Annotated in this window: 22 protein-coding genes and 1 tRNA gene; 7 read left to right on the forward strand and 16 right to left on the reverse strand. The window is 53.9% G+C overall.

Translation table 11 applies throughout. The annotated features are described in order from the left end of the window. Positions 1-16: 16 nt before the first annotated feature. Both ptsP and NHM04_RS07865 read right to left on the reverse strand, forming a co-directional pair. Positions 17-2,281: a phosphoenolpyruvate--protein phosphotransferase gene (ptsP, locus tag NHM04_RS07860; protein ID WP_254266611.1), complete on the reverse strand. Its 2,265-nt coding sequence runs from the start codon at positions 2,279-2,281 to the stop codon at positions 17-19. Between the two features lie 40 nt (positions 2,282-2,321). Continuing rightward, a complete protein-coding gene (locus NHM04_RS07865; RefSeq protein WP_254266430.1) occupies positions 2,322-2,819 on the reverse strand; it encodes an RNA pyrophosphohydrolase in 498 nt (165 codons plus the stop codon). Between the two features lie 212 nt (positions 2,820-3,031). Here NHM04_RS07865 and NHM04_RS07870 point away from each other — a divergent pair, with 212 nt between their 5' ends. Both NHM04_RS07870 and NHM04_RS07875 read left to right on the forward strand, forming a co-directional pair. After that, positions 3,032-3,691 (forward strand): HAD family phosphatase, encoded by a 660-nt coding sequence (locus NHM04_RS07870; RefSeq protein ID WP_254266431.1) that lies wholly within the window; start codon positions 3,032-3,034, stop codon positions 3,689-3,691. Between the two features lie 4 nt (positions 3,692-3,695). Then, on the forward strand, positions 3,696-4,754 hold the full coding sequence (locus NHM04_RS07875) for an imelysin family protein (RefSeq protein ID WP_254266432.1): 1,059 nt from the start codon (positions 3,696-3,698) through the stop codon (positions 4,752-4,754). On the opposite strand, the gene NHM04_RS07880 is transcribed toward NHM04_RS07875, so the two are convergent. The 8 genes from NHM04_RS07880 to NHM04_RS07915 all read right to left on the reverse strand — a co-directional run bounded on the left by NHM04_RS07880 (position 4,699) and on the right by NHM04_RS07915 (position 14,255). Continuing rightward, positions 4,699-5,889, reverse strand: a complete 1,191-nt coding sequence (locus tag NHM04_RS07880) for a class I SAM-dependent rRNA methyltransferase (protein WP_254266433.1) — start codon at positions 5,887-5,889, stop codon at positions 4,699-4,701. The genes NHM04_RS07875 and NHM04_RS07880 overlap by 56 nt on opposite strands. A gap of 94 nt (positions 5,890-5,983) precedes the next feature. Next, a complete protein-coding gene (locus tag NHM04_RS07885) occupies positions 5,984-6,409 on the reverse strand; it encodes a hypothetical protein (protein WP_254266434.1) in 426 nt (141 codons plus the stop codon). Between the two features lie 51 nt (positions 6,410-6,460). Beyond that, the gene (locus NHM04_RS07890) at positions 6,461-7,936 is read right to left on the reverse strand and encodes a cellulase family glycosylhydrolase (RefSeq protein WP_254266435.1); all 1,476 of its coding nucleotides are present in this window, start codon (positions 7,934-7,936) and stop codon (positions 6,461-6,463) included. 216 nt (positions 7,937-8,152) lie between these two features. Beyond that, positions 8,153-9,514, reverse strand: coding sequence for an NAD-dependent succinate-semialdehyde dehydrogenase (locus NHM04_RS07895; protein ID WP_254266436.1), 1,362 nt, complete (start codon positions 9,512-9,514; stop codon positions 8,153-8,155). An 8-nt stretch (positions 9,515-9,522) separates the two neighbouring features. Further along, positions 9,523-10,791, reverse strand: coding sequence for an ectoine hydrolase (doeA, locus tag NHM04_RS07900; protein ID WP_254266437.1), 1,269 nt, complete (start codon positions 10,789-10,791; stop codon positions 9,523-9,525). Continuing rightward, positions 10,788-12,062 carry an aspartate aminotransferase family protein gene (locus NHM04_RS07905; RefSeq protein ID WP_254266438.1) on the reverse strand — a complete coding sequence of 425 codons (1,275 nt, stop codon included), beginning with the start codon at positions 12,060-12,062 and terminating at the stop codon, positions 10,788-10,790. The genes doeA and NHM04_RS07905 overlap by 4 nt, the downstream gene beginning before the upstream one ends. A gap of 49 nt (positions 12,063-12,111) precedes the next feature. Further along, complete coding sequence (doeB2, locus tag NHM04_RS07910; protein ID WP_254266439.1) at positions 12,112-13,275, reverse strand: N(2)-acetyl-L-2,4-diaminobutanoate deacetylase DoeB2; 1,164 nt, start codon at positions 13,273-13,275, stop codon at positions 12,112-12,114. Between the two features lie 212 nt (positions 13,276-13,487). Beyond that, positions 13,488-14,255 (reverse strand): EAL domain-containing protein, encoded by a 768-nt coding sequence (locus tag NHM04_RS07915; RefSeq protein ID WP_254266440.1) that lies wholly within the window; start codon positions 14,253-14,255, stop codon positions 13,488-13,490. Positions 14,256-14,409: 154 nt separating this feature from the next. Here NHM04_RS07915 and NHM04_RS07920 point away from each other — a divergent pair, with 154 nt between their 5' ends. Beyond that, complete coding sequence (locus NHM04_RS07920) at positions 14,410-15,432, forward strand: sulfite exporter TauE/SafE family protein (RefSeq protein WP_254266441.1); 1,023 nt, start codon at positions 14,410-14,412, stop codon at positions 15,430-15,432. Between the two features lie 15 nt (positions 15,433-15,447). Here NHM04_RS07920 and NHM04_RS07925 read toward each other — a convergent pair whose 3' ends face one another. After that, entirely contained in the window at positions 15,448-17,475 is a 2,028-nt protein-coding gene (locus NHM04_RS07925) for a cadherin-like domain-containing protein (RefSeq protein ID WP_254266442.1), read from the reverse strand. A gap of 223 nt (positions 17,476-17,698) precedes the next feature. On the opposite strand from NHM04_RS07925, the gene NHM04_RS07930 reads away from it, so the two are divergent. Then, on the forward strand, positions 17,699-18,469 hold the full coding sequence (locus NHM04_RS07930) for a polysaccharide deacetylase family protein (RefSeq protein ID WP_254266443.1): 771 nt from the start codon (positions 17,699-17,701) through the stop codon (positions 18,467-18,469). A 59-nt stretch (positions 18,470-18,528) separates the two neighbouring features. Here the strand turns inward: NHM04_RS07930 and nagP are convergent, their stop codons facing one another. From nagP to NHM04_RS07955, 5 genes are all read right to left on the reverse strand, one after another. Next, positions 18,529-19,872, reverse strand: a complete 1,344-nt coding sequence (gene nagP / locus NHM04_RS07935) for an N-acetylglucosamine MFS transporter NagP (protein WP_254266444.1) — start codon at positions 19,870-19,872, stop codon at positions 18,529-18,531. An 809-nt stretch (positions 19,873-20,681) separates the two neighbouring features. Beyond that, positions 20,682-20,757, reverse strand: a tRNA-Phe gene (locus tag NHM04_RS07940). Positions 20,758-20,838: 81 nt separating this feature from the next. Beyond that, positions 20,839-21,117 (reverse strand): oxidative damage protection protein, encoded by a 279-nt coding sequence (locus tag NHM04_RS07945; protein ID WP_254266445.1) that lies wholly within the window; start codon positions 21,115-21,117, stop codon positions 20,839-20,841. Beyond that, the gene (gene mutY, locus NHM04_RS07950; RefSeq protein ID WP_254266446.1) at positions 21,114-22,193 is read right to left on the reverse strand and encodes an A/G-specific adenine glycosylase; all 1,080 of its coding nucleotides are present in this window, start codon (positions 22,191-22,193) and stop codon (positions 21,114-21,116) included. The genes NHM04_RS07945 and mutY overlap by 4 nt, the downstream gene beginning before the upstream one ends. Next, the gene (locus NHM04_RS07955) at positions 22,190-24,373 is read right to left on the reverse strand and encodes an AsmA family protein (RefSeq protein WP_254266447.1); all 2,184 of its coding nucleotides are present in this window, start codon (positions 24,371-24,373) and stop codon (positions 22,190-22,192) included. The genes mutY and NHM04_RS07955 overlap by 4 nt, the downstream gene beginning before the upstream one ends. A 169-nt stretch (positions 24,374-24,542) precedes the next feature. Here NHM04_RS07955 and gcvT point away from each other — a divergent pair, with 169 nt between their 5' ends. From gcvT to NHM04_RS07970, 3 genes are read left to right on the forward strand one after another with little or no spacing between them, the layout of a single operon-like run. Beyond that, positions 24,543-25,628, forward strand: coding sequence for a glycine cleavage system aminomethyltransferase GcvT (gcvT, locus tag NHM04_RS07960; RefSeq protein ID WP_254266448.1), 1,086 nt, complete (start codon positions 24,543-24,545; stop codon positions 25,626-25,628). 19 nt (positions 25,629-25,647) lie between these two features. Beyond that, positions 25,648-26,040, forward strand: a complete 393-nt coding sequence (gene gcvH / locus NHM04_RS07965; protein WP_254266449.1) for a glycine cleavage system protein GcvH — start codon at positions 25,648-25,650, stop codon at positions 26,038-26,040. Positions 26,041-26,043: 3 nt separating this feature from the next. Continuing rightward, positions 26,044-26,322, forward strand: coding sequence for a hypothetical protein (locus NHM04_RS07970; RefSeq protein WP_254266450.1), 279 nt, complete (start codon positions 26,044-26,046; stop codon positions 26,320-26,322).

Below are 26,322 nucleotides of genomic sequence, written 5' to 3' on the forward strand. Positions count from 1 at the left end.
AAAACCGCGTGACTGACTACTCAGCCTCGGACAATGGCCGCACTACACGTGTCACTCCGGCCTCCTGCAGAGTCTGCTCAACTCTGGCTCGCACTTCGGCGGCATCCGATAGGCGCATTACATCGTCCAGCAGTGTTTCAGCCTGCGCCAAGTTGACGGCGCGAATCACCGATTTAACCTTAGGTAGGTTAGTGGCGTTCATTGACAAGACATCGTAGCCCATCGCCATCAGAATAATGGCCGCCCCCGGGTCACCCGCAAATTCGCCGCATATACCCACGCTCACCCCCTGAGAGTGACCGTCCTGAACGACCTGCAGCAGAGCTCGCAGTACCGCCGGGTGAAAAGCTTGGTACAAGTCCGCTACCCGCGCATTGTTACGATCTACCGCCAACAAATACTGAGTCAGGTCGTTACTGCCTACGGATAAAAAATCCACCCGCGCGGCCAATTCACGGGCCTGGTAAACAGCAGCCGGTACTTCGATCATAACGCCGATAGGTGGCAGCTTAACGTCATAGTCTTCTTCTAAAAGCTCGTGATAAGCACGATAAATAAGAGTTTTGGCCTCTTCCAACTCCTGCACCCCGCTGATCATGGGCAAGAGAATACGCAGGTTATCCAGCCCACTGCTGGCTTTTATCATGGCGCGTATTTGCGCGAGAAAAATTTCCGGGTGATCCAGGGTTACTCGAATACCACGCCACCCCAAAAATGGATTGGCCTCTTCAATAGGGAAATACGGCAGCGCCTTATCGCCGCCGATATCCAGAGTGCGCATGGTCACCGTATGCGGCGCAAAAGCTTCCAACTGCTCGCGATAAATCACGCGCTGCTCCTCCTCCGATGGGAAGCGGTCGCGCAACAGAAAAGGCACTTCAGTGCGGTACAGGCCAACCCCTTCCGCGCCGCGCTCGAGTGAGCGCACCACATCAGTCATCAAGCCAGTGTTAACCCACAGAGGCAGGCGGTATTTATCTAAGGTCTCGCAAGGCAAATCTTTCAGCGCTTCGAGACCTTTAACCAGCTCCTCTTCTTCACGGGCAATGGCGGTATAGTGTTTGGTCAGCTGAGCGCCCGGGTCGCTGTAAACGGCGCCCTTGTAACCGTCGACAATCACCGGACGGCCATCCATTCGGGTATAGGGCAAATCCACTGCCCCCATTACCGTCGGGATACCCATTGCGCGCGCCAAGATAGCCACGTGCGAGTTGCTCGAACCCTGCACCGAAATCAAACCCGCAAGCTTGTGCTCTGGCACCTCGCCCAACATTGAGGCGGTCAGGTCATCGCCGATCAAGATGGTTTGGTCAGGATAGACTTGGCACTGCTGATTGGATTCTTGTAAATAAGCCAGAACCCGGCGCCCCAAATCGCGGACGTCGGTGGCCCGCTCGCGCAGGTAGGCATCACTCATGCTCGCGAAGGTGTTCTCGTGCTCGAGTATCACCTCGCTCCAGGCGTAGGGCGCGCACGTACCCTCACGGATTTTGGTGATGACCTCCCCTCCCAGGGAAGCGTCATCGAGCATTGCCAGGTAGGCGTCAAACAAAGCGCGCTCTTCACGGTTGAGGCGCTCCTCAAGCTGACGACCAAGCCCTTTGATATCGTCCCGCACCGCCATCAGGCAGCTCTGAAAAAATTCGATCTCCGCCTCGACATCTTCGCACAGGCGGTAGGGAACGGATTTTAAATCGGCCAGTGGCGCAACCACCACCGCCTCCCCGATTGCGATACCCGGTGCGCCGGATACCCCGACAAACTTCGCCTGGGTGGCGGCATTGCCCACGGTCACCATGGTGCCGGTCGCCTCGGCGTGTGCGATTACCCCCGCCAGCTGGGCCGACATGGTAACCAGAAAGGCCTCATCCCCCTCATCGAAGCGTCGTTGCTCTATCTGCTGCACCACCAAAACGCCCAACACCTGACGATGATGGATAATCGGCACACCGAGAAAAGAGCTATATCTCTCCTCTCCGGTCTCGGGAAAATATTGATAAGAGGGGTGGGATTCGGCGTCCTCAAGGTTGACGGGCTCTTCCCGTGAGACCACACGCCCCACTAGACCCTCTCCACGCCCGAGCCGAACCTGACCGACGGCCTCCTGCTTCAGGCCCTCGGTAGCCATCAACACATAGTCGCCATCCGGATCACGCAGGTAAACCGAGCACACCTGGGTGTGCATAGCTTGTTTGACCCGCGTAACAATAATGGCCAACGCCTTGTGCAGATCACGGGCGGAATTAACTTCCTGAACAATACTGCGCAGCGAATTAAGCATAGAGGCCATTAATCGTAATCAATCCCTATCGCACAGCCCATCAACGCGTGGCTGTGCGCTCCAACTGACAATGAGTTGCTGCCAGCTCTTTCAAAGCCCGGCGATAAACGTCACGTTTAAACGCCACCACCTTCCCCAGCGGGTACCAATAACTGACCCAGCGCCAATCATCAAACTCGGCGCGCCCACCATTTTCCAGACAGACATTGGCTTCGTCGGATTTAAGACGCAGCAAAAACCACTTTTGTTTCTGACCAATGCACACAGGGTGTGAATGCTGGCGAATCAGGCGTTGCGGCAAACGGTATCTTAACCAGCCTCGGGTACAGCTTAAAATCTCGACGTCTTGCTCGGTTAGGCCTACCTCTTCACCCAACTCGCGATAGAGCGCCTGCTCGGGCGTCTCGTGAGGGTTAATCCCCCCTTGAGGAAACTGCCATGCATCCTGGCCACCCACACGCCGGGCCCAGAGCAGCTGCCCCTGATCATTGCTGAGCATAATACCCACGTTGGGGCGAAAGCCATCGGCATCTATCACGTTAAATTCCCGTTATATATTCTGTACTTAGCCTCGGTGTGGGCACACAGAGAAAAACTCCCCGCATTGTTCCACAAAACCTTATTGCACAGCAATTCGCTCTTTTGCTATCTGGAGGCCTTGCGCAAGCCACTATAGCAAATCTCGCCCGCGACACTGGCAGCTTGGCCAAGCCAAAGCTATGCTACGCACTTTTTATTCGGAGGCAGCCCGTGGCACTGGCCATTTTTGACCTAGACAACACCCTTATCGCCGGCGACAGCGACCACCTGTGGGGCGAGTTTTTGATCGCTGAAGGGCTGGTCGACGAGGCCAGCTACCGCCAGCAGAACGATCGTTTCTACCAGGATTACCAAGCGGCGCAACTGGATATCGACGCCTACCTTCGCTTTGCACTATCGCCCTTGCCCGAGCGAACCAGCGCCGAGTGGCAAAAAATCCATCAGCGCTATCTCGAACAAGCGATTAAGCCGCTGTTACTGCCCGCCGCCACGCGATTACTGCAGCAACACCGCGAGCGCGGTGACTACTTGCTGATCATTACTGCCACCAACGGGTTTATAACCCGCCCTATTGCCGAGCTTTTAGGGGTGGACGAAATTCTCGCCACCGACCCCGAAGTGATCGACAATTGCTATACGGGCAATTACCTCGGAACTCCCTGCTTTGGTGACGGCAAGGTCATCAATTTACAGCAGTGGCTGCAACACTCTACCCACACCCTTGCGGGCAGCTACTTTTACAGCGATTCGATCAACGATTTGCCCTTGCTGGAACAAGTAAGCAACCCAGTGGCGGTAAACCCTGACGAGCGACTGGAGGCCATTGCCGTCGAGCGCCAATGGCCCGTGCTGGACCTACGGAGCGAATAACCCCGTGCGCTTAGTATTGTTGTTTGCACTTTTGGCACTCATAGCCGGTTGTGAGCCGCAACAAAAGCCGGTGCCGGCCCCTGCTAGCACCGGTGCTTCCATTGAGGCACAGAGCGCAGCCGCAGAACAGCTAAGTGACCAGCTGTGGCAAATCGCCGCGCAGAGCATCGATAATAGCAACTTACAATGCGCACAACTCAGCCAGGCGGTACAACAACTGCTGCGAGCAACGGATGAGAAAAACCTGCACGCCACTCAGCAAGCCTGGCTGGCATTGCACGGCTCTGTCATCGAGAACGCCACCGCCTTTTCACTGGCAACTGTAAGCCCGGATTTATTTGCACCATTGGCAGGGCAGATAAATCGCATTGACAGCCAACCTATTGCCCCCGGCTTTATCGACGCAGTCGCAGGCTATCCTTACAGCGGTTTAGTGCACGACTTTTCGACGCCTATTAATCGCGCGACCTTAACCGATCAGCACCAGCTGACCGACGACAGCGAGGCGTTGCTGGGCCTGCATGTGTTGGAGTTTTTATTATTCGGCGAAAACGGCGAGCGGCAAGCCGAAGATTTTATCGCCACCGAGCAGGGCACAGATTCGCTCAGCCCGCAGCAAAGACCACAAAACCGGCGGCGCGATTTGCTCGCTCTGACATCGAAAATACTGTGTGACGATCTAGAAGCGCTAACCAACCTTTGGCGATCTAAACACTCGAGTATAAGCTCAGCCTACTACCAGCTGCCCCCACTGGGGCGCCTGATGCTGTGGCGCGAGGCAATGGCAGCAGCAGTGAACACGCTAGCGCAAAACGAATGCGTTTTTGCGGCGGATCTATGCCAGAACCCACAGAACCTGCTCAGCGGTCTAGAGGGTTTACTCGCTAGCACAAGACAATTCGACGCCAGCCTGAGCATGTCTGATGAGCAGCTTTACGCCATCATTAAAGATCAGCTGGCAGAGGTGGCACAAAACAAACTGCCCGATACGGCTATTTTATTAGATTTTATTGCGCAAACACCCGAGCAAACACCGCCTTCAGATAGCAAGTCTCCGCAATAGCCGGATGAATCGGGTGGTCCGCGCCCTGCCCTTGACGCGCAATCACCCGCGCATCGCGACCCAACTTGTGCGCACTGCCCCGAACAATATCCAGCAAGGTCTCTTCAGCCAAATGCATAGAGCAGGAAGCCGACACCAAGAGCCCGCCCGGATTCAGCAGCTTTAAACCCAGCTCATTAATATGCCGATAGGCTGCCTCGCCGGCCTTTTGGTCCTTGCGCTTTTTGATAAACGCTGGCGGGTCGAGCACCACTGCATCGAACTTTTCACCCGCCGCAATTAGCTGTTTGAGCACATCAATGGCTTTCCCCGTTCGCACGCTCACTGTGTCTGCTACATGGTTCAGCTCAGCATTGCGCAGTACCTGGTCGGTAGCCGCTTGGGAAGCATCGACACAGACAACCTCGCGCGCGCCGGCAACCGCAGTTTGAATGCCCCAACCGCCAATATAAGAAAATACATCCAACACCCGCGACCCACCGGCCCACTGGTTAAGCAGCTTACGTCCCTGTCGGTGATCGTAAAACCAGCCGGTTTTTTGTCCCGTCTGCACGGGCGCCAAAAAGCGTGCTCCATTTTCCACCAGCTCCACTTCGGCGGGCACTTCCCCATAAGCGACCTGGGTATAGCGGGTTAAGCCTTCCAGCTCGCGGGCACTATGATCATTGGCAAGCAACACCCCGCGAGGGCTAAGCAAATCTACCAGCGCCTGTACCAGAGACTCTTTTAACTGCTCCATACCCGCACTGGCAATCTGCACAATCAAGTAATCACCGAAACGATCCACCACTACCCCCGGCAACCAATCACTGTCGCCGTACACCAAACGATAATATGGCTCTTTGAATGCGAGTTGACGCAACTGCAGCGCCAGCTCCAGCCGCCGATAGAGAAGGTCGTACGCCAGAGGTTGGGCGGTGCGGCTCACCAAGCGGGCGCAGATTAAATTGGCAGGATTAACCTGGGCCACCCCCAACAACTGCTCTTTTGCACTAAACACCTGAACTTGCGACCCCGGCTCAAGCGCTTTTAACGGCGAGCGTTTTACATCCACTTCATTGCTATAAATCCACAAGTGACCACGCTTGAGACGGCGGTCCATCTGCGGTTTGAGGTACAAACTGGCGAGTGACATGGCGAAAGCTCCGGAAGAAAGGGGCGGCATTATACCGCAAGCGCGGGACGCTACCGAAAAAGCTTAAGCAGGGCGAACCTGATAGTAGATAGGATTATTCTTCCGGCAAATTGTCCAACGGCAGACTGGTGATATCACCGTAAGCTTGCATATCATCAGCGCTGGCCCCTTCGCGGCACTCCCCGCGCAGCCACTGCACATAGTTGCTCAGGCGAAAATCCAGCTCCAAAAAACCATCGCGACAGTAGCCAGTGGCCGCCACCACATATCCTGTCCGCGCCTTAAGTTTTTTATAGTCCCGCTTATCGGGGGCGCGTGTGGGGCCACGGCGGATATTGGCCTTGCGGTCCATCTCCGGTGACAACCCGACACGGTAAATAAACTGCTTGCTGCTATTAGGCAAAATGCGCACACTCAGTGTTTCGGGCAGATCGCCATAGGAAGGTGTACTGGAGCAGCCGGCCAAGGCCGCACCCAGCACCGCCATTAACATGAGTCTTTTTAGATTCGCTTTATTCATAAACCCGCTCAGGCCCCAATCCGAGCGGCCTAGTCTAGCGGCGCAGAATGCTTAAGGCAAAACCACCTGGCGAACATTGGAGGGGGCAGACTCGCCACTCTCGTTACTCGCAATTACCCGGTAATAATAGGTTTCGCCCGGCACCAGCTCAGAGGTGTCTTTAGATATTGCCTGCTCTAATGGGCGATACTCTTGAATGCCGTCGGAGACTTTATCGGCAATGACCTTCCAGGGGCCAGCTTCCGACGTAGCGCGCTCTATGCGGTAATAGCGTCCCAAAGGAGCACCCATAAAGTTGATGCGCTCGCGCGGGTCGACGATTGGGCGCAAAACTGGAGGTTCGGGTGCGGGCAGTGGCGCAGCCGCATCCAGGCCCGCCATTTGCGCCTGAGCCTTGCGTACTAAATCTACCACCGCTTGCTCTTCATTGGGTTCGCCCTCGGGAAAACCCGGCAGGTGATAGCTGTAATGGCCGGTGTATTCTTTATGCCAGTAAAAACCGCCATTGTGGCGGTGTCCGCGAAAGCCCCAAATAAACGCGCCCGCTGCACGTGCTCCTTTATGCTCGGTGTTTACTGCCGCCTGCATGATCGCATTCAAGCCTTTGGCATCGCGCAAGCCGAACTCACCGATCAAATACACTTTCTGTGCATCAATTGCCTGTAAGTCTTTGCGCACCTGTTCGGGGTTGTTGTTCTCATTGGTGGTATAAAAGTGGTTAGAAATAATATCCACGTTGGGATCAGTTAAGGAAAACTGATTGATCTTCAAATAAGTACCATCAATCACCAGATGATTGCTATCGAGTGATTTAATCAAAGCCGCCGTTTTACGCACAAATGGCTCTGTTGATTCTTTTAGCTCGTTGCCGGTCTCCCAGGCCATAATGGCCTTTTCATCTTTATACTGTCGCCCGGTGATAGTGTTAGTGCGGTTAATCACCTGACGAACAATGGCGTGATAGGCGGCGAAGGTTTTACTGTCCGTCGCGTAAAAATCGTCTGCCGTTTCATCGTAAAACGCGGCTAGCTGCTCGCGCCCACCCCACCATTTCCAATGATCAATAAACGGCAAAATCAACCGCAAGCCGTGTTTCTCCGCCAGTGCAATCATGCGATCGTAATGCACCATGGCAGCCTCGTTTAGCCGCGGCATGCCGCCGGGCTCGGCGGGTGCAAGTATATGGGTTTCGCGACCACACGCCTCGTCGTAGGGCGTCTCAATGGATAAGACATAAACCCGCATCGCTTTGTGGCCGCTTCTTACCAGCGCCTTGATCCAGTTTTCCTGCTCGTCGGCCGTAGGCCAGCGAAAATACTGGCCCCAGCCACGGGGGTCAGCTTCACATACACCGCGCGCGTCGTCTTCAATGCGATGCAGCTCAGGGGCATGAATTCCGGCAAAACGGAACTCTTGATCACCATCCAGTAAACGATGCCCATCGCGGGTGATAAAGCTGTCGAACGCCAGGACTTGGGCACAGAAGAACGAAAGAGAAAATAGGGAAAGTCGCTGCAGTAAATTCATAGGGCACCAGTGTAGCTACGCGAAATGTTGCGATTGTTGTTATCAAAACTGGCGCAAGCTTAGCAGCTTTTGGGGTCCATGTAACCCGTTACAGTGCAGGCAGGGTACGGGGTACGGGGTACGGGGTACGGGGTACGGGGTACGGGGTACGGGGTACGGGGTACGGGGTACGGACAGAATGTCCTTTTCCCGTACTCCGTCAACCGCACTCGCGCTCTATTTCATCCACACCTGTTTGGCGTTAACAAATTCACGAATACCATGGGGGCCTAGCTCGCGGCCAAAACCCGAGCGCTTAACGCCACCACTGGGCAGCCGCGGGTCTGTTTTCACTATGCCGTTAATGGCGACTTGGCCGGTTTCTATTACGCCAGCCCATTGCTCGGCCTTATCGACCTGCGCCGTCCAAATAGCCGCTCCCAAGCCGTACTCGGTTTGGTTGGCAAGCGCGAGCGCTTCGTCGATATCGGCAACGGGTGTCAAAGCCATTACCGGGCCAAAAGTCTCTTCGCAAAAAGCTGGCATCTCTGGATGGACATCGGCAAGTAAGGTCGGAGGATAAAAATAACCTTCACCCGCTGGTAGTTCGCCGCCCAACAGACAACTGGCGCCTTTACTCACCGAGTCGGCAACCTGACGGTGCAGATTATGCCGTAAGTCTTCCCGGGCGATAGGGCCAATATCGGTATCCGGCAACTGGGGGTCTCCCATCTTGAGTTTGGCCAGCCGCTCTTCCACCATCACGGTAAATTCACTGTACACCGACTTCTCGACCAATATTCGTTTGGCCGCAATGCACGACTGCCCGGCGTTGATTATGCGCGACAACACAGCAATATCAGCGGCGGTAGCTAAATCGGCATCGGCCATAACAATACAGGGGTCGGAGCCGCCCAACTCAAGCACGCAGTGTTTAATTTCGCTGCCCGCTACCGCCGCCACCTTAGCGCCGGCATTGGCTGAACCGGTAAAAGACACAGCGGCAATATCCGGGTGGCGAATCGCACTCTCGGCCAGCTCGGTGGTGATGGGCAGATTCACCATAATATTCTCCGGCGCTCCGGCCGCGACAAAAGCCTCGGCTATTGCCTGAGCACAGGCTGGCACATTGGGATCGTGCTTCATAACGCAGGTATTGCCCGCCATGAGTGCCGGCGCCAAATAGCGAAAAGCCAACCAAAGCGGCGCATTCCAGGGCAGAATACCGAGCAAAGTGCCGAGCGGCTGATAGCAAACATAACTCGTGGATGCATCCGAATCGATATAATCAGGCTGCAAAAACTTCTCTGCATTTTGCGCATAAAACTCGGCGCACCAGGCGGCTTTTTCGACTTCCGGTCCGCCTTCTTTCACTGGTTTCCCCATCTCCTGGGCCATCAGTTTTGCCAGATGATCCTTGCGGCTGCGCAACTCGGCCGCCACCGCATTCAGCACTTTGGCGCGGCCGGCAAAGCCTGTGTCGCGCCAGGCCGAAAAAGCCTCTTTTGCAGCGGCAATCTGTTCTGCCATCTGCTGTTCATTCAGCGAGGGGTATTCTGCGATGGTGGCTCCGGTATAGGGATTATTTGCCGTTAACATACTGCCTCCTAGGATTGACTCTCGGATTCTTCGGCTTGCTCCTGCTTAGCTTTTTTATCGGCTTTTGCCGATTTTTTCCGGTGCTCGTCAAGCTTGGCAACGTCGGCGCCCTGATCGGCTTTTACGGTAAAATCGCGATCCATAGTAAAGAAAGACTCGCAGCCCTCAGAGGTAATATGGATAGTATCTGAGATACCACAGGTCTTATCGCCATCCACGCCCCACATCCAGGGAATAATATGGAAGGTCATGCCTTCTTTTAACACCGTCGATTCACCCTGCTTTAAGCTCACCATGTAACCTTCATCCCAGCTGGGCGGAAAAGCGATGCCAATTGCATAGCCAGAGCGAGTAATTAAACGTGCACCTACATCGTTATCGGAAATGATGTTGCGAATTAAATTATCCGCATCCGACACTGTCATACCCGGCTGAAAGTAGTCGTGCACGACTGTCAGCGCCTGCTTCATTTTTTCCTGCGCTTTGTACATCGAATCGGTTAGATCACCCAGCACTACCGTGCGCATCATGGCGGTGTGATAGCGGCGAAAACAGCCGCCCACTTCCAAAAATACGTGTTCACCCGGTTGTACCGTGCGCCCCTCCCAGGTGGCGTGGCCGATCATGGTACGCGGGCCGGAGGTAACATAGGGCATAACCGCTGGCGGCTCGCCGCCGGCGCGGAACATGCCCGCACTGATTGCAGCGCCAATTTCATTTTCGGTGGCACCTGCCATACAGGCCTCAATACCCGCCTGCATACCTTTCTCGGTAGCCACGGCCGCTTTACGCATAATGTCAATTTCCAGCGGCGACTTACACACACGCCCTTCTTCGACAATGCCAAAGCAATCGAGAAGCTTGCCATCGGTTAAAGTTGTGTGAATAAAGTCCTGCTGATAAGCAGGGAAGAAATAACTGTTACGCTCGTAACCAATACGTTTATTAGCGAGGCCAAATTCGCGCAGTGCATCCACCAACATTTGAATCGCGCCGCCAGTATCTGGGTAAGGCCGGGTCCGTTCGACCCAGGTACGAGCAAAAATATTGGACTCTTCCATGGCCCGGGTGATCATAAAAGGCTCTTGTTCTAGCGGTACTACTAAAGCCTGAAAAAACGAGTAACCGGTGGTCTGATAATCCGTTAAATACATAATATTTTCCGGATCGGTGATCACTACCGCGTCCAGATGGCGCTCGGCAATTCGAGTACGCAACTCGCCCAAACGACGCTCGTACTCCTCAAATGGAAATGTCATATCATCGCGTTGGATCATGCGGCAGCCTCCATAACTTTCTCTGCGTGGCGCACAAAGGTTTCCAGACCAGCCTCTAAATCTTCCTCGGGAATGGTAAGCGGCGGAATCAGTTTAACCACTCGACCACCCGAGCCGCAGGCGGCCACTAGCAAACCATCGGCAAAACATTCAGTGACGATTTTTTTGGCATTTTCTCCGGAGCCGACATCGACCCCCAGCATCATGCCTTTCCCGCGCACCTGCACTTTGGCAAACTTATTCTCCAGCGGCGATACTTTTTTCAGCATGGTCTCGCCTTTGTCGCGAACCCCCTGCAGGAAATTTTCATCTTCAAAATAAGCAATAGCTTCATTACCAGCAACGAAACTTAGAGCCTGGCCGCGGAAGGTGCCTGTGTGCTCGCCGGGATTCCAATGTTTGTCAACCTCGGGTTTGACCAAGTTCATAGCAATCGGCGTGCCCCAACCGCCCAAACCTTTCGCCAGGCAAATTACATCCGGATCGATATCATAATCGTCAAAGCTAAAGAATGAACCGGTACGTCCACATCCAGCTTGAATATCATCCAAAATCAACAGAGCACCAACTTCGCGAGCCAATGCCTGCAAGTCTTGCAGCCATTTTTTATCGGCCACATTCACCCCGCCTTCGGCCTGAATGGTCTCGACCAAAAACGCCGCAGGCGGTAAAAAGCCACTGGAACCGTCACGATAAAGTGCGCGCAACTGTTCAATCACCTCTTTGCCATCGCTTAGAGGGTTATCGCTGGTGTGCTTATCAGCACCGAAAGGAAAGTGCGACACGTGAGTTAAGGGAACCCCAGCAGCGCCACGAAACGCTTGGTTAGCAGTGCAAGCCAAAGCCCCTAAAGTCATGCCGTGAAAACCGTGGGTAAATGAGACAATGTCAGTGCGACCGGTAGCACGGCGAGCAATTTTTAATGCAGCTTCGACTGCATTCGTGCCGGTGGGGCCCATAAACTGCATTTTATGGGGCATACCGCGAGGCTCAAGGATGGTTTTAGTAAAGCTCTCCATGAACGTCTGTTTCGCTGTGCTATGCATATCCAGGTGGTGGGTCACCCCGTCTCTCTCAATGTACTCAATAACCGCTCGCTTCATGCGCTCGTTGTTATGGCCAAAATTCAGCACCCCGGCGCCGGCAAAAAAATCGATATACTCATTTCCTTGGTCATCTTTCTGGCGGGCGTTGCTGGCCGTGTCAAAAACCACGGGATACACGCGGCAATAGCCACGAATCTCAGACTCACGCTGTTCAAATATGCTCATATAGCTTTCTCCTAAGTCACGCGTGTCGCAGTGTTTTATGGGTTTTCAATCAATCGGGTAAAGGGGCTCCTACAAGTTGGCTGTATAACCGCGTGACCGGCTCTAGCAGCCGATCGTTAAAATCGTAATAGGGACTGTGGCAGGGATGTCCATGATGAGTTCCGCCATCATTAGCACCGATCAGCGCAAAAGCGCCGGGAATTTCCCGCAGGTAATAGCTAAAGTCTTCCGATGCCATGATAGGCACCAAACTTTTGCAATCCAGTGACTCTTTGTCATAGAGTGCCGTCCAAGCGTTGCGGACATTCGCCGCCGCAGACGCATGATTAATAGTGGCGTGGTAGCGAGGCATAATCTTAACCTTGCAACCAACATCATAGCTGGCCGCCACCTGGTGACTGATCGATTCGATTAAATGGTTCACCTGATCGCGGGCCTGGGTGTCGGATACTCGGATACTACCGCCAATTACGGCGCGCTCGGGAATCACGGTAGGGGCACTGTGAGCGTCGATAGAAGTTATGCTCACTACCGTTGCTTGCTGCGGTGCGAGACGCCGGCTTACGATTTGCTGTAAAGCTTGAACCAGCGCACTGGCAGCCAGTATTGGATCGCGGCACAGCTCGGGCTGACTGGCGTGTCCACCCACGCCCTGCAGCTCGATCTCAAAAGTGCCGTTACCGCACATAACAATGCCATCTGGGCACAGCAGTTTGCCAAACTCAATAGCCGGCCAATTGTGCCAGCCGTAAATACAGTCCACACTCTCAAGTGCGCCATCGTTAATCATTTCGCGCGCACCATGGCCGCCCTCCTCTGCGGGCTGAAACACCAAGGTGACCGGGCCGTCTAATTGAGACTCGACGTGTTTCAACCAACCGGCACTTGCGAGCAGAGCGGCTGTATGGCCATCGTGACCGCAGGCGTGCATGCAACCTGCGCGGTTGGACTTCCAGGGGCTGGATGTTTGTTCGTTGATTGGCAGCGCGTCTATGTCACCGCGCAGCGCTATGTGCTTACCTTTACCTTCAGGATTGAGTCTAGCCAGAGTACCTGTATTAGCGCAGGCACGCCAAGGTATGGACAATGCATCAAGCTGCTGACGGATAGCAGCGGCGGTATCTGTCTCCTGCCATCCGAGCTCAGGCTCGCTGTGAAGTTGACGCCGCATCTGCTGCGCCTCGCTCATCAGTTGCTGCCAGTACTGCGTCATAAATCCCCTGCGTAAACAACGGTGTGTGAATCAGTAATTTCTCACTGATACTAGTCGCTACGCAAAGGTTGTTCCAATGAATAAAACGGGTAATTTCGAGGGCTGGTCACACAAAAACAGGGCACAGAAAAGGCAATTGAAGATTAGAGCGCCCCGAAAAGGCGCAAAGGACAGAAACCGTCTTGTAAATTTAACAGCAGCTGGCGCCCCCCCTACGGCCAGCTCACCTCTGGTAAGCACTCAAAACCGGGCTTGGCAAATAAGTACCCCTGGAAGCGTTTTACTCCCATACTCAAGAGTATCTCCAGCTCTTCGCGCTTCTCGACCCCCTCTGCCAGTATAAGAATATCCAGCTCGTCGCACATCGCCAGCAGGTGGCGCAAAATAATTTGCTTTACTTCCGACTGGTCGATATTGCTGATCAGCTCACGATCGAGCTTAACCACATCCGGGTGAAAGCTCGAGAGCAAGTTCAGCCCCGCATAGCCCGCGCCGAAATCATCCAACGCCGTGATAAAACCGGTGCGTTGGTAATAATCGACAATGGTGCGCAAGTGTGCGGAGTCCCCCACCTGCTCCACTTCGGTAATCTCGAACATAATACGCTCTACCGGAAACCCATGCCGCCTGGCAGCCGCGAGGGTGGTGCGAATACAAAGTTCGGGGCGATAGACCGCGTTGGGTAAAAAGTTAATACTCAAATAGCCTTTTAAATTGAGCTTTGCCGCCAACTCAATCGCTTTCACCCTGCAGGTCTGATCAAAGCGATAGAGATTGCTTTGATCAACCCGCGCGATCACCGAAGCGGCAGACTCACCATTGACACCGCGACACAAAGCCTCGTAACCGACGACCTCTCTTAGCTGAAGATCCACAATCGGCTGAAACGCCATGGAGAAATCGAACCCCAAGGCTTGGCCACAGGCGCACTCATCGCATCCGAGGCTGCGGTAATCTGCTGGTTTTACGGGGTCAGCCATACCACCCTCTTTTTAATGATTAATGTGCCAAACAGTTTAGAGGTTCAGCGCCCCTGAAATCCAGTAGCGCCGTGTGCTAACTACCAATATAACGTATCATAGCCCCCGAATAAGACTGATCACGACGCAAAGCACACCGGAGTCACCTCCCTCTATGTCCATCAAACCAAAACCCAAACCCCGGCTGTGGGTCTGGTTTCTCTGGCTGGCAATTTTTTATCTGGCCTGGTTCTGGTTAATCCAAGCCGAGGGCGCTTGGGAAACGGCCAAAGCCCACTGGCCCATAGCGCTGGCAATGGCAATTGGCAGCTATGCCGCAGGCTCCACCCCCATGGGAGGAGGCACTGTGGGATTTCCGGTACTGGTGCTCTTTTTTGACCTACCGGCAAGTTTGGGCCGGGACTTTAGCTTCGCTGTGCAGTCTATCGGTATGGTCAGCGCCAGCATTTTTATCTTTGCGCGCCGTCAACCTTTGGCCTGGTCGCTACTTAAAGGCGCGACTGCAGGAGCTTTGTTGGGTACCCCACTGGGCATCTTTTTCCTCGCACCTTTGTTTGCGGACTTATGGATCAAGCTGACCTTCGCTGTACTGTGGGGCAGCTTCGGATTGCTGCATCTTTATCGCATCCAGGAAATAGCTAGCCATACAGGGATGACAGACTTCAACGAAAAGTGGGATATCAAAGTCGGCTTTGCGCTAGGCTTTGCCGCCAGCGCCCTTGCGGTGGCCATTACCGGGGTGGGAATCGACATGGTAATCTACGCCGCACTGGTGCTTTTGTGTCGCGCTGATTTGAAGATTGCCATTCCTACATCCGTGGTAATCATGGCATTTAACTCGCTTTATGGCGTTATATTAAAAAGCGCTACCGACAGCTGGCAGCCCGGCGTCTACGATAATTGGTTAGCCGCGGCCCCGGTGGTGGCCTTAGGAGCCCCCCTCGGGGTTTTCATCGTCGAGCTGATCGGCCGCAAGCCGACGCTTTTGTTCGTGGCCGCTTTATGTGTGGGGCAATTTATCTGGACTTGCTTTGCCGAACACCAATCTTTGGGACTGTGGGGAGTTTGTGCCGCAATAGCAGCAGTGCTGATTTGCCTTGCGGGGTTTGAAAAGCTGCGCAGTTGGGGCATAAAACTCGTTGCAGCCACCAAGTCGAAACAGGGCACCGGCATCTAGCCGGTGCCTCTTGTATTAAAACCGACTACTGCTGACCACGACCCTATCGCCGCTTTCAGGATCGACCACCTGCAATTTCTGGTAATAATCCTCGCCGCCGACGACATAAATTAAACCAGTGGCAGCCTGATAAACCATATCTTTCGATGCCGCGCCACGCGGATCGACATCCTCAACCAGCACACTGCGCTCGCCATTAGCAAGGTTGATGGCGGTAATGTTATCTGCATTTCTAGTCAGTACAAATGCCCGGTTGTTTAACTGGTCGACCGCCAATGCCTCGGACGTTTCCAGAAGCGCGGGACCAAACGAAACTGACTCCCCAAGCGATATCATGGTGGAATAAGCAGGTACTTCTGCCACATTGATACCCACTAAATCCACTGTGGCTGATGACCGGTGCATAGCAAGTAAACGCTGCATATTATCGTCCCAACCTAGCTGGACGGGCGAATCCACCTTAACATCTAATGTCGACTCGTCCGCGACAATTGATGTCTCTCCAGTTTCGGGCTGATAACGAATCACTCGTCCGGCAAACTCATCAGCAATATAAAAGCTACCATCCGAATGCAAGTATAAACCTTGAGGGCCAATAAGCGCGGCTTCATCATTCAACGTCAATGGTAAATTCTTGCGCTCACCATCCGATCTCGCCACCGTAACCAGCTTACCCTCACCTTTGGTATAAACCTCCCCCGTTGCTGGGTCTTCCACTTCCTCTTCAGACCACCCGCTTAAATAAAACAGATCGGCCTGGGAGTCATAGATAATGTCCGTGAAGGTAGTGGCCGATTCACCGAGGGAAACATCAGAAAAATCCGTGATATCGTCGGTGCGGTATCCGCTCGACAAATCGATGGAAATCAGCTTCAGGTCGGACTCCTGTGTACCCGAGGCTAACACCCAGGCCTCCTCGCCATTGGGCGCCAACACCATGGCGGTAGACTGAACCCACAATTCACCGCCGCCAGTGCGCGCGGTCTGTGACAGCGTGAGCACCGATTCTGTATATCCCACACGTCCCAGGCTGTCGTATGCCGATACCATCACGCGAGCGTTCGTCTCACCCTCAGGCAGAGCAACATTATTCGCGCGCCAGTGGCCATCGGAACCTAGACTAGCCTCCACCGGAGCGACACCGGCATCCACGGTAACCTTAGTTAGCTCAGACTCTCCAACCACGGCTACCTTACCAAACACATCAATTTCTGTTTCGCCGTAAACACCATTTGCTGGAGGAAACTCCAAATCAACTACAGGTACATTGGCAGTAGTAGCAACGATGGTAACCGTATCCGTTGCTACCGCGCCTTCATTGTCTTCTACTCGTAAGCTAAAACGAAAGCGCTGCTCTTGCTCCGACTCGGGCACCATGAAGCTAGCGGTTTGAGTGTTGGCTGACTCCAATTCCACACTCGGCCCATCGACTTGCTGCCACTCAAAGCTGACAATTTCGCCATCTGGATCATAGGCCGTAGCGCCCAAAGTAACATTCGCCTGATCGGCTACTGTGCGTAAATTACCTGTGTTTACCACGGGCTTTTGATTCACCCGACTCACCGTAACCATCATGGTGTCTGCACTGGTTGCACCTTCATCATCGGTGGCGGTCAAACGAAACTGCATCGCGGCTGTTGTGTCCACACCGGTATTAGGCGCTGTAAATCGGTAATGGCCACTGGCTTGGTCCACAACCGTGAGCGGAGTGCGAGGTCCAGATACCTGTTGCCAAATCATGCTTGCCACCTCGCCATCGCTGTCGCTGGCATCGGCAATCAGGTTTACTTCATCTCCTGCCGCAACCATTTGGTCTGCGCCGGCATTAACAATGGGAGCTGTGTTTTCCGCAACCGAACTGCTGGAAGAAACGCTGCTTTGTTCTGAGCTACTGGAGCTACTGACCACAGAACTGCTACTGGAAGAAGAGACAGCCGGGCTGGAAGAGTCATCACTGTCACTACCGCAAGCCGTTAACCCCAAGGCCATAATGCAGGTAGCTAACAATGTACGTTTTGATACTTGTTGTTTTACTATACTCATGCGCTTTCACCATTTTACTGTTGATGGCCAGAGTGAGAGCAGAAAGCATACCAACTAAAAATGTCTTTTATTTTCATGAACTTACAACAAAACCAGAACCCGCTAACAAGTCACCTCAAGGTAAATTTCGCAAACTTTGCAAAACTAACAAGCCAATTCCTTGCATACTTATGTGCGGGGTAAAACCTATTGCTAAAACTGAAACATTAAGCGGAGAACAAAAATGAAACCCGTAATTTGGCTCTTTATAGCCTTGCTAACTTGCGCGGGTCTCGCGCAAGCAGACACCTTTAAATGGCCCCAAGGGCAACGCGCCGCAGTCAGCTTGTCCTACGATGATGCACTCAACAGCCAACTGGATAACGCCATCCCGGCACTCAACCAGTTTAATTTGCGCGGCTCGTTTTATCTCACTCTCGCCTCAGAAGTAGTGCCTGCACGCCTAGAGCAGTGGCGCGCAGCTGCAGCCCAGGGGCACGAGCTGGGAAATCACACGCTGTTTCACCCCTGCAGCAAATCGCAACCCGGAACCGAGTGGGTAAAACCATATAACGATATGGACTCGCGCACCCGTGAACAAATGCGCGAAGAAGTTATGCTTGCCAATAGCTTTTTACACGCAATAGACGGCGAAACTCTGCGTACCTTTACCCCGCCCTGTGGCCACACACAAACCGCCGATGGCGACTATCTCAATACGGTCGCGGATTTATTTATCGCAATAAAAGGTGCGGAGACAAATTTACCAGAAGTGTTCGGCTCGCTTGTTCTGCCAGATGGTCAAAGCGGTACTGAACTGATCAATTTTGTGAAGCAAGAGGCCGCCGATGGCGGGCTGGTACATATTATTTTTCACGGTATTGGCGGCGACCACTTAGCCGTTAGCGATCAGGCGCACCGCGAACTGTTAGAGTATCTCGACAAAAATCGCGACCTTTACTGGACCGATACCTACCGCAACATCATGACTCATGTAAACGAGCAGCTGGACTAACAAACAAAAAAAGCCCGGCTAAAGCCGGGCAAAAAATTAACAAAAGCGTAATCGATTGACTAACTTTGATCGGCCGCCGCTGTAGAAGTCGCAGAATTTTTCCAGCGTGTCATCTTGTGTCCTTTCAGCGCATAAAACAGGATGTACAAATAGCAGGGCAACATCACTAAGTAACCTTGCTGTTGCCCATCGGCTGCACCGGATGAACCAGAGGCCAGGCTGTACAACACAGGGCCGAAGGCGCCACCGGCAATACCCATCACCAGCAGACCCGAGCCAACACTGGTTAACCGCCCTAAGCCCGACAACGCTAAAGGCCAAACTGCGGGCCAAACCACCGCATTGGCGAACCCGCACAGCGCGAGAAGCATTACGGTATCGGGTAACGCACTTGCGCCAAAAGGGACCAAAATAGCATTGGCTATTATGGCGCTGTCGCGATCCACCATAGTCAGTGCCAAAACCAACACAAAGCCCAGCACCGCCGAGGCGCTCAGAGCTGTCTGCTGAGAAATGACACGGGGAATTAAAAGAATCCCAAGAATGTAACCAATCACCATACACGCCATGGTGTAGGAGGTCATAACACTGTAATTGCCGATACCCAGCGACAGCGCATAAGCGCCAATGGTATCGCCGGCAATCACTTCCACAGCGACATACAAAAAGATAGCAACCACGCCCAGCACCAAACTCGGGTGCGCCAGCACGGCTTTCACATCACCTTTGCCAGACTCGTGCTGCTCACCGTCTTCAAGTTCGGGCAGGGGTGAGAATTTAACCGCAAGCGCCAAGCATCCCATAAACAGCGCCATCCCCAGATAAGGCAGCACCAAACTGTTTGCCATATCGTTGATGTTTTCCTGGGAGAGCTCCTGACCTACCAGACCGGTAAAATTGCTGACAATGAGCGCAGTAAACACCATCGGAGCGAAGATACCCGCCCCCTTATTCAGAATACCCATAATGCTTACACGCACCGCCGCTGACTCTTCCGGGCCAATCCGCACGACATATGGATTAACGGCAGTTTGCAGCAGAGTTTGCCCAGTGCCCATAACCAGCTGAGCAAAAAGGAACAGCGCAAAAACCTGGGTTTTAGCCGCAGGAATAAACAGCAAACCGGCAAGCATCATGGTGCCCATCCCGAGCGCCATGCCATTCTTATAGCCTACCTTTTTAACGATCATCGCAGAGGGGATACCGGTGAAAGTCACTGCAATGTAAAAAGAGAACAGAATCAGTGAGGCTTGAAATGGCGTTAACCGTAGAATTTGCTGCAGGTAAGGCATTAAAGAGCCGTTTAACCATGTAGCAAAGCCGAGAATAAAAAATAAGATGGCCACAATGGTCATCGGAACGACAGCACTCTGCGAAGCCTGTGTCGATTTTTGTTCAGTCATTATGAATACACCTTTTGCCGCCGTAGCAGTCTCATCATTATTTTTCAGGCCCCAGTATCGCGCAGGCACCCAATCTTTACACCCTAGACTGGACACTACCCCCAAAAGACAACGTTGTCAATTTAATTTGCAGGTATGGAGAATCTGCCATCCAAGACAGCATTTTGCAGATCTCGTCCTGAAGCGGCTCAGAGTAATGAGGCCTATGAGCTGCCCGTAGGGCGAGGGCCAAAGACCGATGGCAGAGAAGGCAGCCCGGGCTGTAGCCCGAGTGAAGTCTCCCAATAGCTCAACCGGTATTGGGCCCCTGCGGGCTTCGCTGCGCTTGTTGCTAAATGCGACGCATTTGGTCGAACCGCCATACAGATCTGATTCGATTTCACCCGCAGCCAACTTGCCGATACAAAAAAGGCCCGATCCGAAGACCGAGCCTTTTATTTTGTATGGTGCCCAGAGGCGGACAACGCGGCAGGACGCCGCGTTGGACAGCTCTGCTGCCCGAAGGGCGAGAGCCATGGACGGCTCTCGTCAATCGAACCACCAAAAAAGCTGGTTCGATTTCGCCCGCACCCAACCTGCGGATACAAAAAAGGCCCGATCCGAAGACCGAGCCTTTTAATTTGTATGGTGCCCAGAGGCGGACAACGCGGCAGGACGCCACGCTGGACAGCTCTGCTACCCGAAAGGGCGAGGGGCAAGGACGCCCCGAGTCAATCGAACCACCATAAAAAGCTGGTTCGATTTCGCCCGCACTCGCCCCTGCAGATACAAAAAAGGCCCGATCCGAAGACCGAGCCTTTTAATTTGTATGGTGCCCAGAGGCGGAATCGAACCACCGACACGAGGATTTTCAATCCACTGCTCTACCGACTGAGCTATCTGGGCATTTCTTGTCCGGGGCGCCCCGTCACAAGAGGCGCGTATTAAACCGTTTGCGCCTTTTAGAGTCAAGGGCTTAGAACAAATTTATTTGTCGTTTTTCGGGGGAACATATCCTTCGGCGGCGTCGTAGTCGTCACCGGATAAAAACTTGGTCATTTGTTCACCAAGATACACTCTTGTCCCGGTATCCATCAGATTTAATTGCTTTTCATTAATCAACATTGTCTGGTGGTTCAACCACTCCTGCCAAGCCTCGGCGCTTACATTGTCAAAAATATCCTGACCTTTGGGGCCTGGATAAGGGGGCTGCGCCAAACCTGGCAGCTCTTTTTTGTATTTGCGGCAAAATACCGTGCGGCTCATAAACTCTCCTCGGGCCTTGCTGATAAAGGGTCCAGCCGCGCCAAGCTTTCCAGCAAGCGTTTTACTGGCGCGGCCAGGCCGACGTTTTCGGGCTGGTGCACGTTATACCAAAGTGCGCCGCCAGCTTCCATTACCCGGTCAGGCTCTCGGCCCAGCTGCACCAGTACCGGCGTAATATCTAAGTGATAGTGGCTAAAGGTGTGGCGGTAACTATCCCAGTACTCTATGGTGCCAGGTTCGCCATAACGAGTCGTGCAAAATTCGGCCACCTTTTGCTCCAGCGCCAACTCGGGAAAGCTCCACAAGCCGCCCCAAATGCCCGTCGCGGCGCGCTGCTCCAGTAATAACTCGCCGGCTGGCGAGCGCAGCATTAATAGGTAGGTGGCTTTAACCGGCTTGTCTTTTTTCGGCTTTTTGCCCGGATAAGCAAGCTGTTGCCCAGTCGCTCGGGCGACACAGCCATCGCCCACTGGGCAACTCTCGCAAGCGGGGCGCGTGCGCGTACACAACATAGACCCCAAATCCATCATTGCCTGGGTATAGTGGTTACAGCGCTGCTCGGGGGTATGTAGTCGCGCTTTTTCCCATAAAGCTTTTAATGTGCCGCTCTGCCCAGGCCAACCAGCAATGGCGTGATAGCGAGCCAAGACGCGTTTAACATTGCCATCCAAAATGGCGGCATGTTTTTTAAACGCAATGCTGACAATGGCGCCAGCGGTAGATTCTCCAATACCAGGCAGCGCCGCCAGCGCTTCTACGGTTTCGGGGAAGGCACCACAGTGCTCATCGACCACCTGTTGCGCGCACTTGTGCAAGTTGCGGGCGCGGGCGTAATACCCCAGGCCCGTCCATAAGTGCAGCACTTCATCGAGTGGTGCTGCCGCTAAATCCTGCACACAGGGGAAAGCATTGGTAAAGCGCTCGAAATACGGGATAACCGTGGTTACCTGAGTCTGCTGCAACATTATTTCCGACAGCCAAACCCGGTAGGGGGTGATGTTTTGTTGCCAAGGTAGGTGTTTGCGGCCGTGCTCGTCAAACCAGCGGAGCACAGCCGCCGCAAATGCATCTGTCATTGTTTGTCTTGATTTAACAGACGGTTGAGTATGCCCTCCACCGCCTTGGTTTTATCGTCTTTCTCGCCGCCCTCGGTGTCGCCACCGAGCTTACGGGTAAGCTCTTTTTGCAACTTGTACTTGGCGTAATCGCCGGTGAGCGACTCTAGCGCTTTGCTATCTAGGCCGCAATCTTTTAACGGCGAAAGATTATCTAGCGAACCTTTACAACGCAGCAGCGACAAACTGCGATTGAGCCAGTAATTGCTTTTTACCGTGCAGCCTTCGGCGCTGGTGGTTTTCTCCAGCAAGGTAAGAGGCAGGCGGAAGTCATAGGTTTCGGCGGCCAGGTTAAGCTGCCCTTGGGTCGCCAACAGTAGCTGGTCTACGCCGGCCTCAAAATTTTCTACCGTTACCACCTGATTGTTCAAGCGAATGGTGCCGTCCAGAGCGCTCATTTGGGTAAACTCTGGCCAGCTGCGCTGCTCGCTGGTTTTGCCATCGGCGCTTTCTGCCTCGTCTTTGGTTAACGCGACGATCCGGCAGAAATACTTTTCCACATTGAGCGGTGCAACGGTTACCTCAACGCCGCTTATGCTAGCTTCGGCGTTAAGCTGCTTAAATAGGTCGGAAGCAAAAGCACCGCTGGTATTACCCTTAGCTTTCACATTCAATGCGCCAGTTAGCTGGATATCCTGCTCTAACTGCAAATCTTCGAGTAACGGCTCTAGTTGCACCCCTGTCATGTCGGCGGTAAAGCTCGCCTTGGCCCGCCGTCCCCGGGCATCCAGTTGTCCCTGAGCCTGCAACTGCCCCTGGTATGAATTTAGGCTCGCCTCGGTCAGTTGCATCACCCCATTTTTTGCGCTCAATCGCAAGCGCATATTTTCCACGGTCAGCTTATTGACAATGGCCTTGGCAAAATCAAACTGCACATTGGCGTTTAGCGCGCGAATGGCATCCAGGGGTAAAGGCTCCTCTTGCACCTGAGGTTTAGACTTGCCGCCACTTGTTCCACTGACAGGGTTCGAACTTTTGCTGTCCGTTTGCGGCGCCGGGGGCGGCAAATAGTCATCGATATTGATAAAGTCGCCCACCAGTGTCAGCTGTAACGCCTGAGTGCTGAGATCGGTAATCGACAACTCGCCGTTCAAGTGGGTCTGATCCACGCTTGCCTCAATGGGTGAAAGCGCCAAAGTGTTCGCACTGCCGATAAGCTTTGTGCTCAGCGAGACCTGGCTTAGCGCATCTGGATTGGCCGTTTGCGGCGCAGCCATTCCCAGGCTTGCCAGTAACTCTTTTAAGTTAAATGTCTGTAGCGCAAACGAGGCGCCGTAACTCATATCGCCCTGCATGTCCTGCGCGCTAGCGCTGAAATCGCTCACCAGGGCAACGTCATCGTGCCCCACCCCCAGGCGCAATTGGCCATCACTCAGCTGAAATTGGTCGATATTTTCATTCACCTGCATAATGGCACTGAGATCGATAGCCAAAGGGATAACACCATCTGGCGCCGATGCGGACTCCAGAGACAGGTTCGCCTCGGCATTGAGTTCGAAGGGTTGATCGGTCAGGTTAAAGCCCGTCAACTCTACCTTGTGCAAGGCGGCGTGCACCTGCTGCCCGGCGGACTCGTCGCTGTAGTTGAGCTCACTGTCGGTAATGCTGATTTGCTCTACCGCCAGGGAAAGAGAACGGCCGCTCTGCGCATCACTGGGATCAGAACCCTCGGCACCGGAGGGAGTTTGTGCCTTTTGCTGTGCCTTGAGTTCACGCAGCTGCTCCTCGCTCATTTCGGCAGCGGCCTGGCGCTCTTGCGCAGTAAACCTCTGCCAGTTTTTGCTGCCCGATTCGTCAGCGGTTAACGTCAGCTCAGCGCCATCAACCAGTAAATGCTCTACCTGGAGCTCACCGCTAAACAAAGGCTTAGTGGCCACTAGCAGGCTGGCGCTGCGCAAGCTGGCCAGAGGTTCATCCGGAGTTTGAGTGGAAGCGACGGTTATGTCGTTAATGGCGATCCCGAGACTGGGCCAAAACTTCCAGGCTAGATCACCCTCGATGTCTAAATGTACGCCCTGCTGCGCGGCCAGCTTTTCAATTCGCGGCTTAAACACATTGGGGTCAAGAAACATCACCACAAAAGCCACCGCCAGAATGACCAGTAACAGCAGCAACATTAATATCTTCAATATCAGCTTCACAGCACAAACTCCGTGTCGATAGGACATTCAGCATAGCATGCCAAAATCATGGAGACTGCCAAGCAAATTACAAGTTCAGATATCGTCCGTGTACAGAGCAATCCTCTAAGCCCACTGGTTATCCGGCCGCCTCTCGCCTAAAATGTCCGCTTTTAGCCGGACACACGCTATGGGACAGAAAACACCGCTTTACCAAAGCCACATCGACGCTGGCGGCAAGATGGTGGACTTTGGCGGTTGGGACATGCCAATCAACTACGGTTCACAAATTGAGGAGCATCACAAGGTGCGCCAGAGCGCCGGTATGTTTGACGTCTCCCACATGACCGTTGTGGATATCAGTGGCGGTGATGCCCGCGCCTACCTGCGCAAGCTGTTGGCCAACGATGTTGCCAAGCTCGACGGCAAGCACGGCAAGGCACTGTACAGCGGCATGCTGAATGAATCCGGCGGCGTTATAGACGATTTAATCGTCTATAACCTCGAGAGCTGGTACCGCGTAGTGGTCAACTGCGCCACCCGCGACAAAGACCTGGCCTGGATGGAAAAGCAGGCGCAAGACTTTGACGTCACTTTAACTGAGCAAGCCGATTTGGCGATGCTTGCCGTGCAGGGGCCAGATGCCATCTCTCTGGTCAAACAAACGGTTGGCGCCGAGCAAGCCGAAGCCATTGCCGAGCTAAAAGTATTTACCGGCCAGCAGGTGGATCAATGGTTTATCGGCCGCACTGGCTACACGGGCGAAGACGGCCTGGAAATTATGCTGCCAAGCCATCAGGCCGCCACCTTTTGGCAAGCTTTACTGCAGGCCGGTATAGCCCCCTGCGGCCTGGGCGCTCGCGATACTTTGCGCCTGGAGGCGGGCATGAACCTTTACGGTCACGAAATGGACGAAACCATTTCCCCACTGGCCGCCAACATGGGCTGGACCATCGCGTGGGAACCGACCGAGCGCGACTTTATTGGCCGCACAGCACTGCAGCAAGCGCGCACCAACGGCAGCGATAAACTGGTGGGCCTGGTATTGAAAGAGCGCGGCGTACTGCGCGCCGGGCAAAGCGTGACTATTCCCGGCAGCGAACGCACCGGCGTTATCACCAGCGGGACATTTTCGCCCACTTTGGGCTACTCTATTGCCATGGCGCGGGTGCCCGCCACTGCCGGCACAGAGGCCAGTGTAGAGGTACGCAAAAAACAGCTTCCGGTCACCATTGTTAAACCCAACTTTGTCCGCCACGGACAGTCACTCGTTTAAATTTTTACAGGACACAACCATGAGCGAAATTCGCAGCGAACTGAAATATCTGCCCAGCCACGAGTGGGCCCGTGTGGAAGAAGACGGCACCGTCACCATCGGTATTACCGACCACGCGCAAAGCAGCCTGGGGGATGTGGTTTACGTCGAGACACCAGAAGTGGGCGCCAGCGTATCGGCAGGCGAAGAAGCCGGTGTGGTTGAATCGGTAAAAGCCGCTTCCGACATTTACTCGCCCGTATCTGGTGAAGTGATTGCCGTCAACGAGGCGCTGGAAGACGAACCCGAGCAGGTTAACAGCTCACCATTCGACGACGGCTGGTTCTTTAAAGTCAAACCCAGCGACCTGTCCGAGCTGGACGACGCCCTGGACGCCGACGGCTACCAAGCCGCCATCGAGGCAGACGAGTAAGTTTTGAAAGCGCCTCTACGTAAACTCGCCCGCCCGCTGCTCGACCCGCTTGAGGCGGGTAGCGAGCCCTATCACTACAAACCGCTGAGCCGTAAAATTTTATTATTTTTCGGCACCGCATTTACTTTTTTAGGCTTGTTGGCCGCTTGGCTCATTCCTCCTGGAGCCGATCCCGGTTACTACTTTCCTGTGTTCGTTTTTACTTTGGCAGGACTGTATGGCTTAATTGTCGGCGCACTTGGAGATGATCGCGCTGTAGCGCGGATTTGGGGAAATAAGTAA

It is taken from the genome of Gilvimarinus sp. DA14, assembly GCF_024204685.1.
In the GTDB taxonomy this organism is placed as follows: Bacteria; Pseudomonadota; Gammaproteobacteria; order Pseudomonadales; family Cellvibrionaceae; genus Gilvimarinus.

Excerpts from the sequence above, each read along its gene's own strand:
- NHM04_RS07905 (WP_254266438.1), bottom strand. The coding sequence starts at position 12,062 with ATGAGCATATTTGAACAGCGTGAGTCTGAGATTCGTGGCTATTGCCGC.
- NHM04_RS07915 (WP_254266440.1), bottom strand. The coding sequence starts at position 14,255 with ATGGCTGACCCCGTAAAACCAGCAGATTACCGCAGCCTCGGATGCGAT.
- ptsP (WP_254266611.1), bottom strand. The coding sequence starts at position 2,281 with ATGCTTAATTCGCTGCGCAGTATTGTTCAGGAAGTTAATTCCGCCCGT.
- NHM04_RS07890 (WP_254266435.1), bottom strand. The coding sequence starts at position 7,936 with ATGAATTTACTGCAGCGACTTTCCCTATTTTCTCTTTCGTTCTTCTGT.
- gcvT (WP_254266448.1), top strand. The coding sequence starts at position 24,543 with ATGGGACAGAAAACACCGCTTTACCAAAGCCACATCGACGCTGGCGGC.
- mutY (WP_254266446.1), bottom strand. The coding sequence starts at position 22,193 with ATGACAGATGCATTTGCGGCGGCTGTGCTCCGCTGGTTTGACGAGCAC.
- NHM04_RS07895 (WP_254266436.1), bottom strand. The coding sequence starts at position 9,514 with ATGTTAACGGCAAATAATCCCTATACCGGAGCCACCATCGCAGAATAC.
- nagP (WP_254266444.1), bottom strand. The coding sequence starts at position 19,872 with ATGACTGAACAAAAATCGACACAGGCTTCGCAGAGTGCTGTCGTTCCG.
- NHM04_RS07945 (WP_254266445.1), bottom strand. The coding sequence starts at position 21,117 with ATGAGCCGCACGGTATTTTGCCGCAAATACAAAAAAGAGCTGCCAGGT.
- gcvH (WP_254266449.1), top strand. The coding sequence starts at position 25,648 with ATGAGCGAAATTCGCAGCGAACTGAAATATCTGCCCAGCCACGAGTGG.
- doeA (WP_254266437.1), bottom strand. The coding sequence starts at position 10,791 with ATGATCCAACGCGATGATATGACATTTCCATTTGAGGAGTACGAGCGT.
- NHM04_RS07920 (WP_254266441.1), top strand. The coding sequence starts at position 14,410 with ATGTCCATCAAACCAAAACCCAAACCCCGGCTGTGGGTCTGGTTTCTC.
- NHM04_RS07880 (WP_254266433.1), bottom strand. The coding sequence starts at position 5,889 with ATGTCACTCGCCAGTTTGTACCTCAAACCGCAGATGGACCGCCGTCTC.
- NHM04_RS07885 (WP_254266434.1), bottom strand. The coding sequence starts at position 6,409 with ATGAATAAAGCGAATCTAAAAAGACTCATGTTAATGGCGGTGCTGGGT.
- NHM04_RS07930 (WP_254266443.1), top strand. The coding sequence starts at position 17,699 with ATGAAACCCGTAATTTGGCTCTTTATAGCCTTGCTAACTTGCGCGGGT.
- NHM04_RS07925 (WP_254266442.1), bottom strand. The coding sequence starts at position 17,475 with ATGAGTATAGTAAAACAACAAGTATCAAAACGTACATTGTTAGCTACC.
- doeB2 (WP_254266439.1), bottom strand. The coding sequence starts at position 13,275 with ATGACGCAGTACTGGCAGCAACTGATGAGCGAGGCGCAGCAGATGCGG.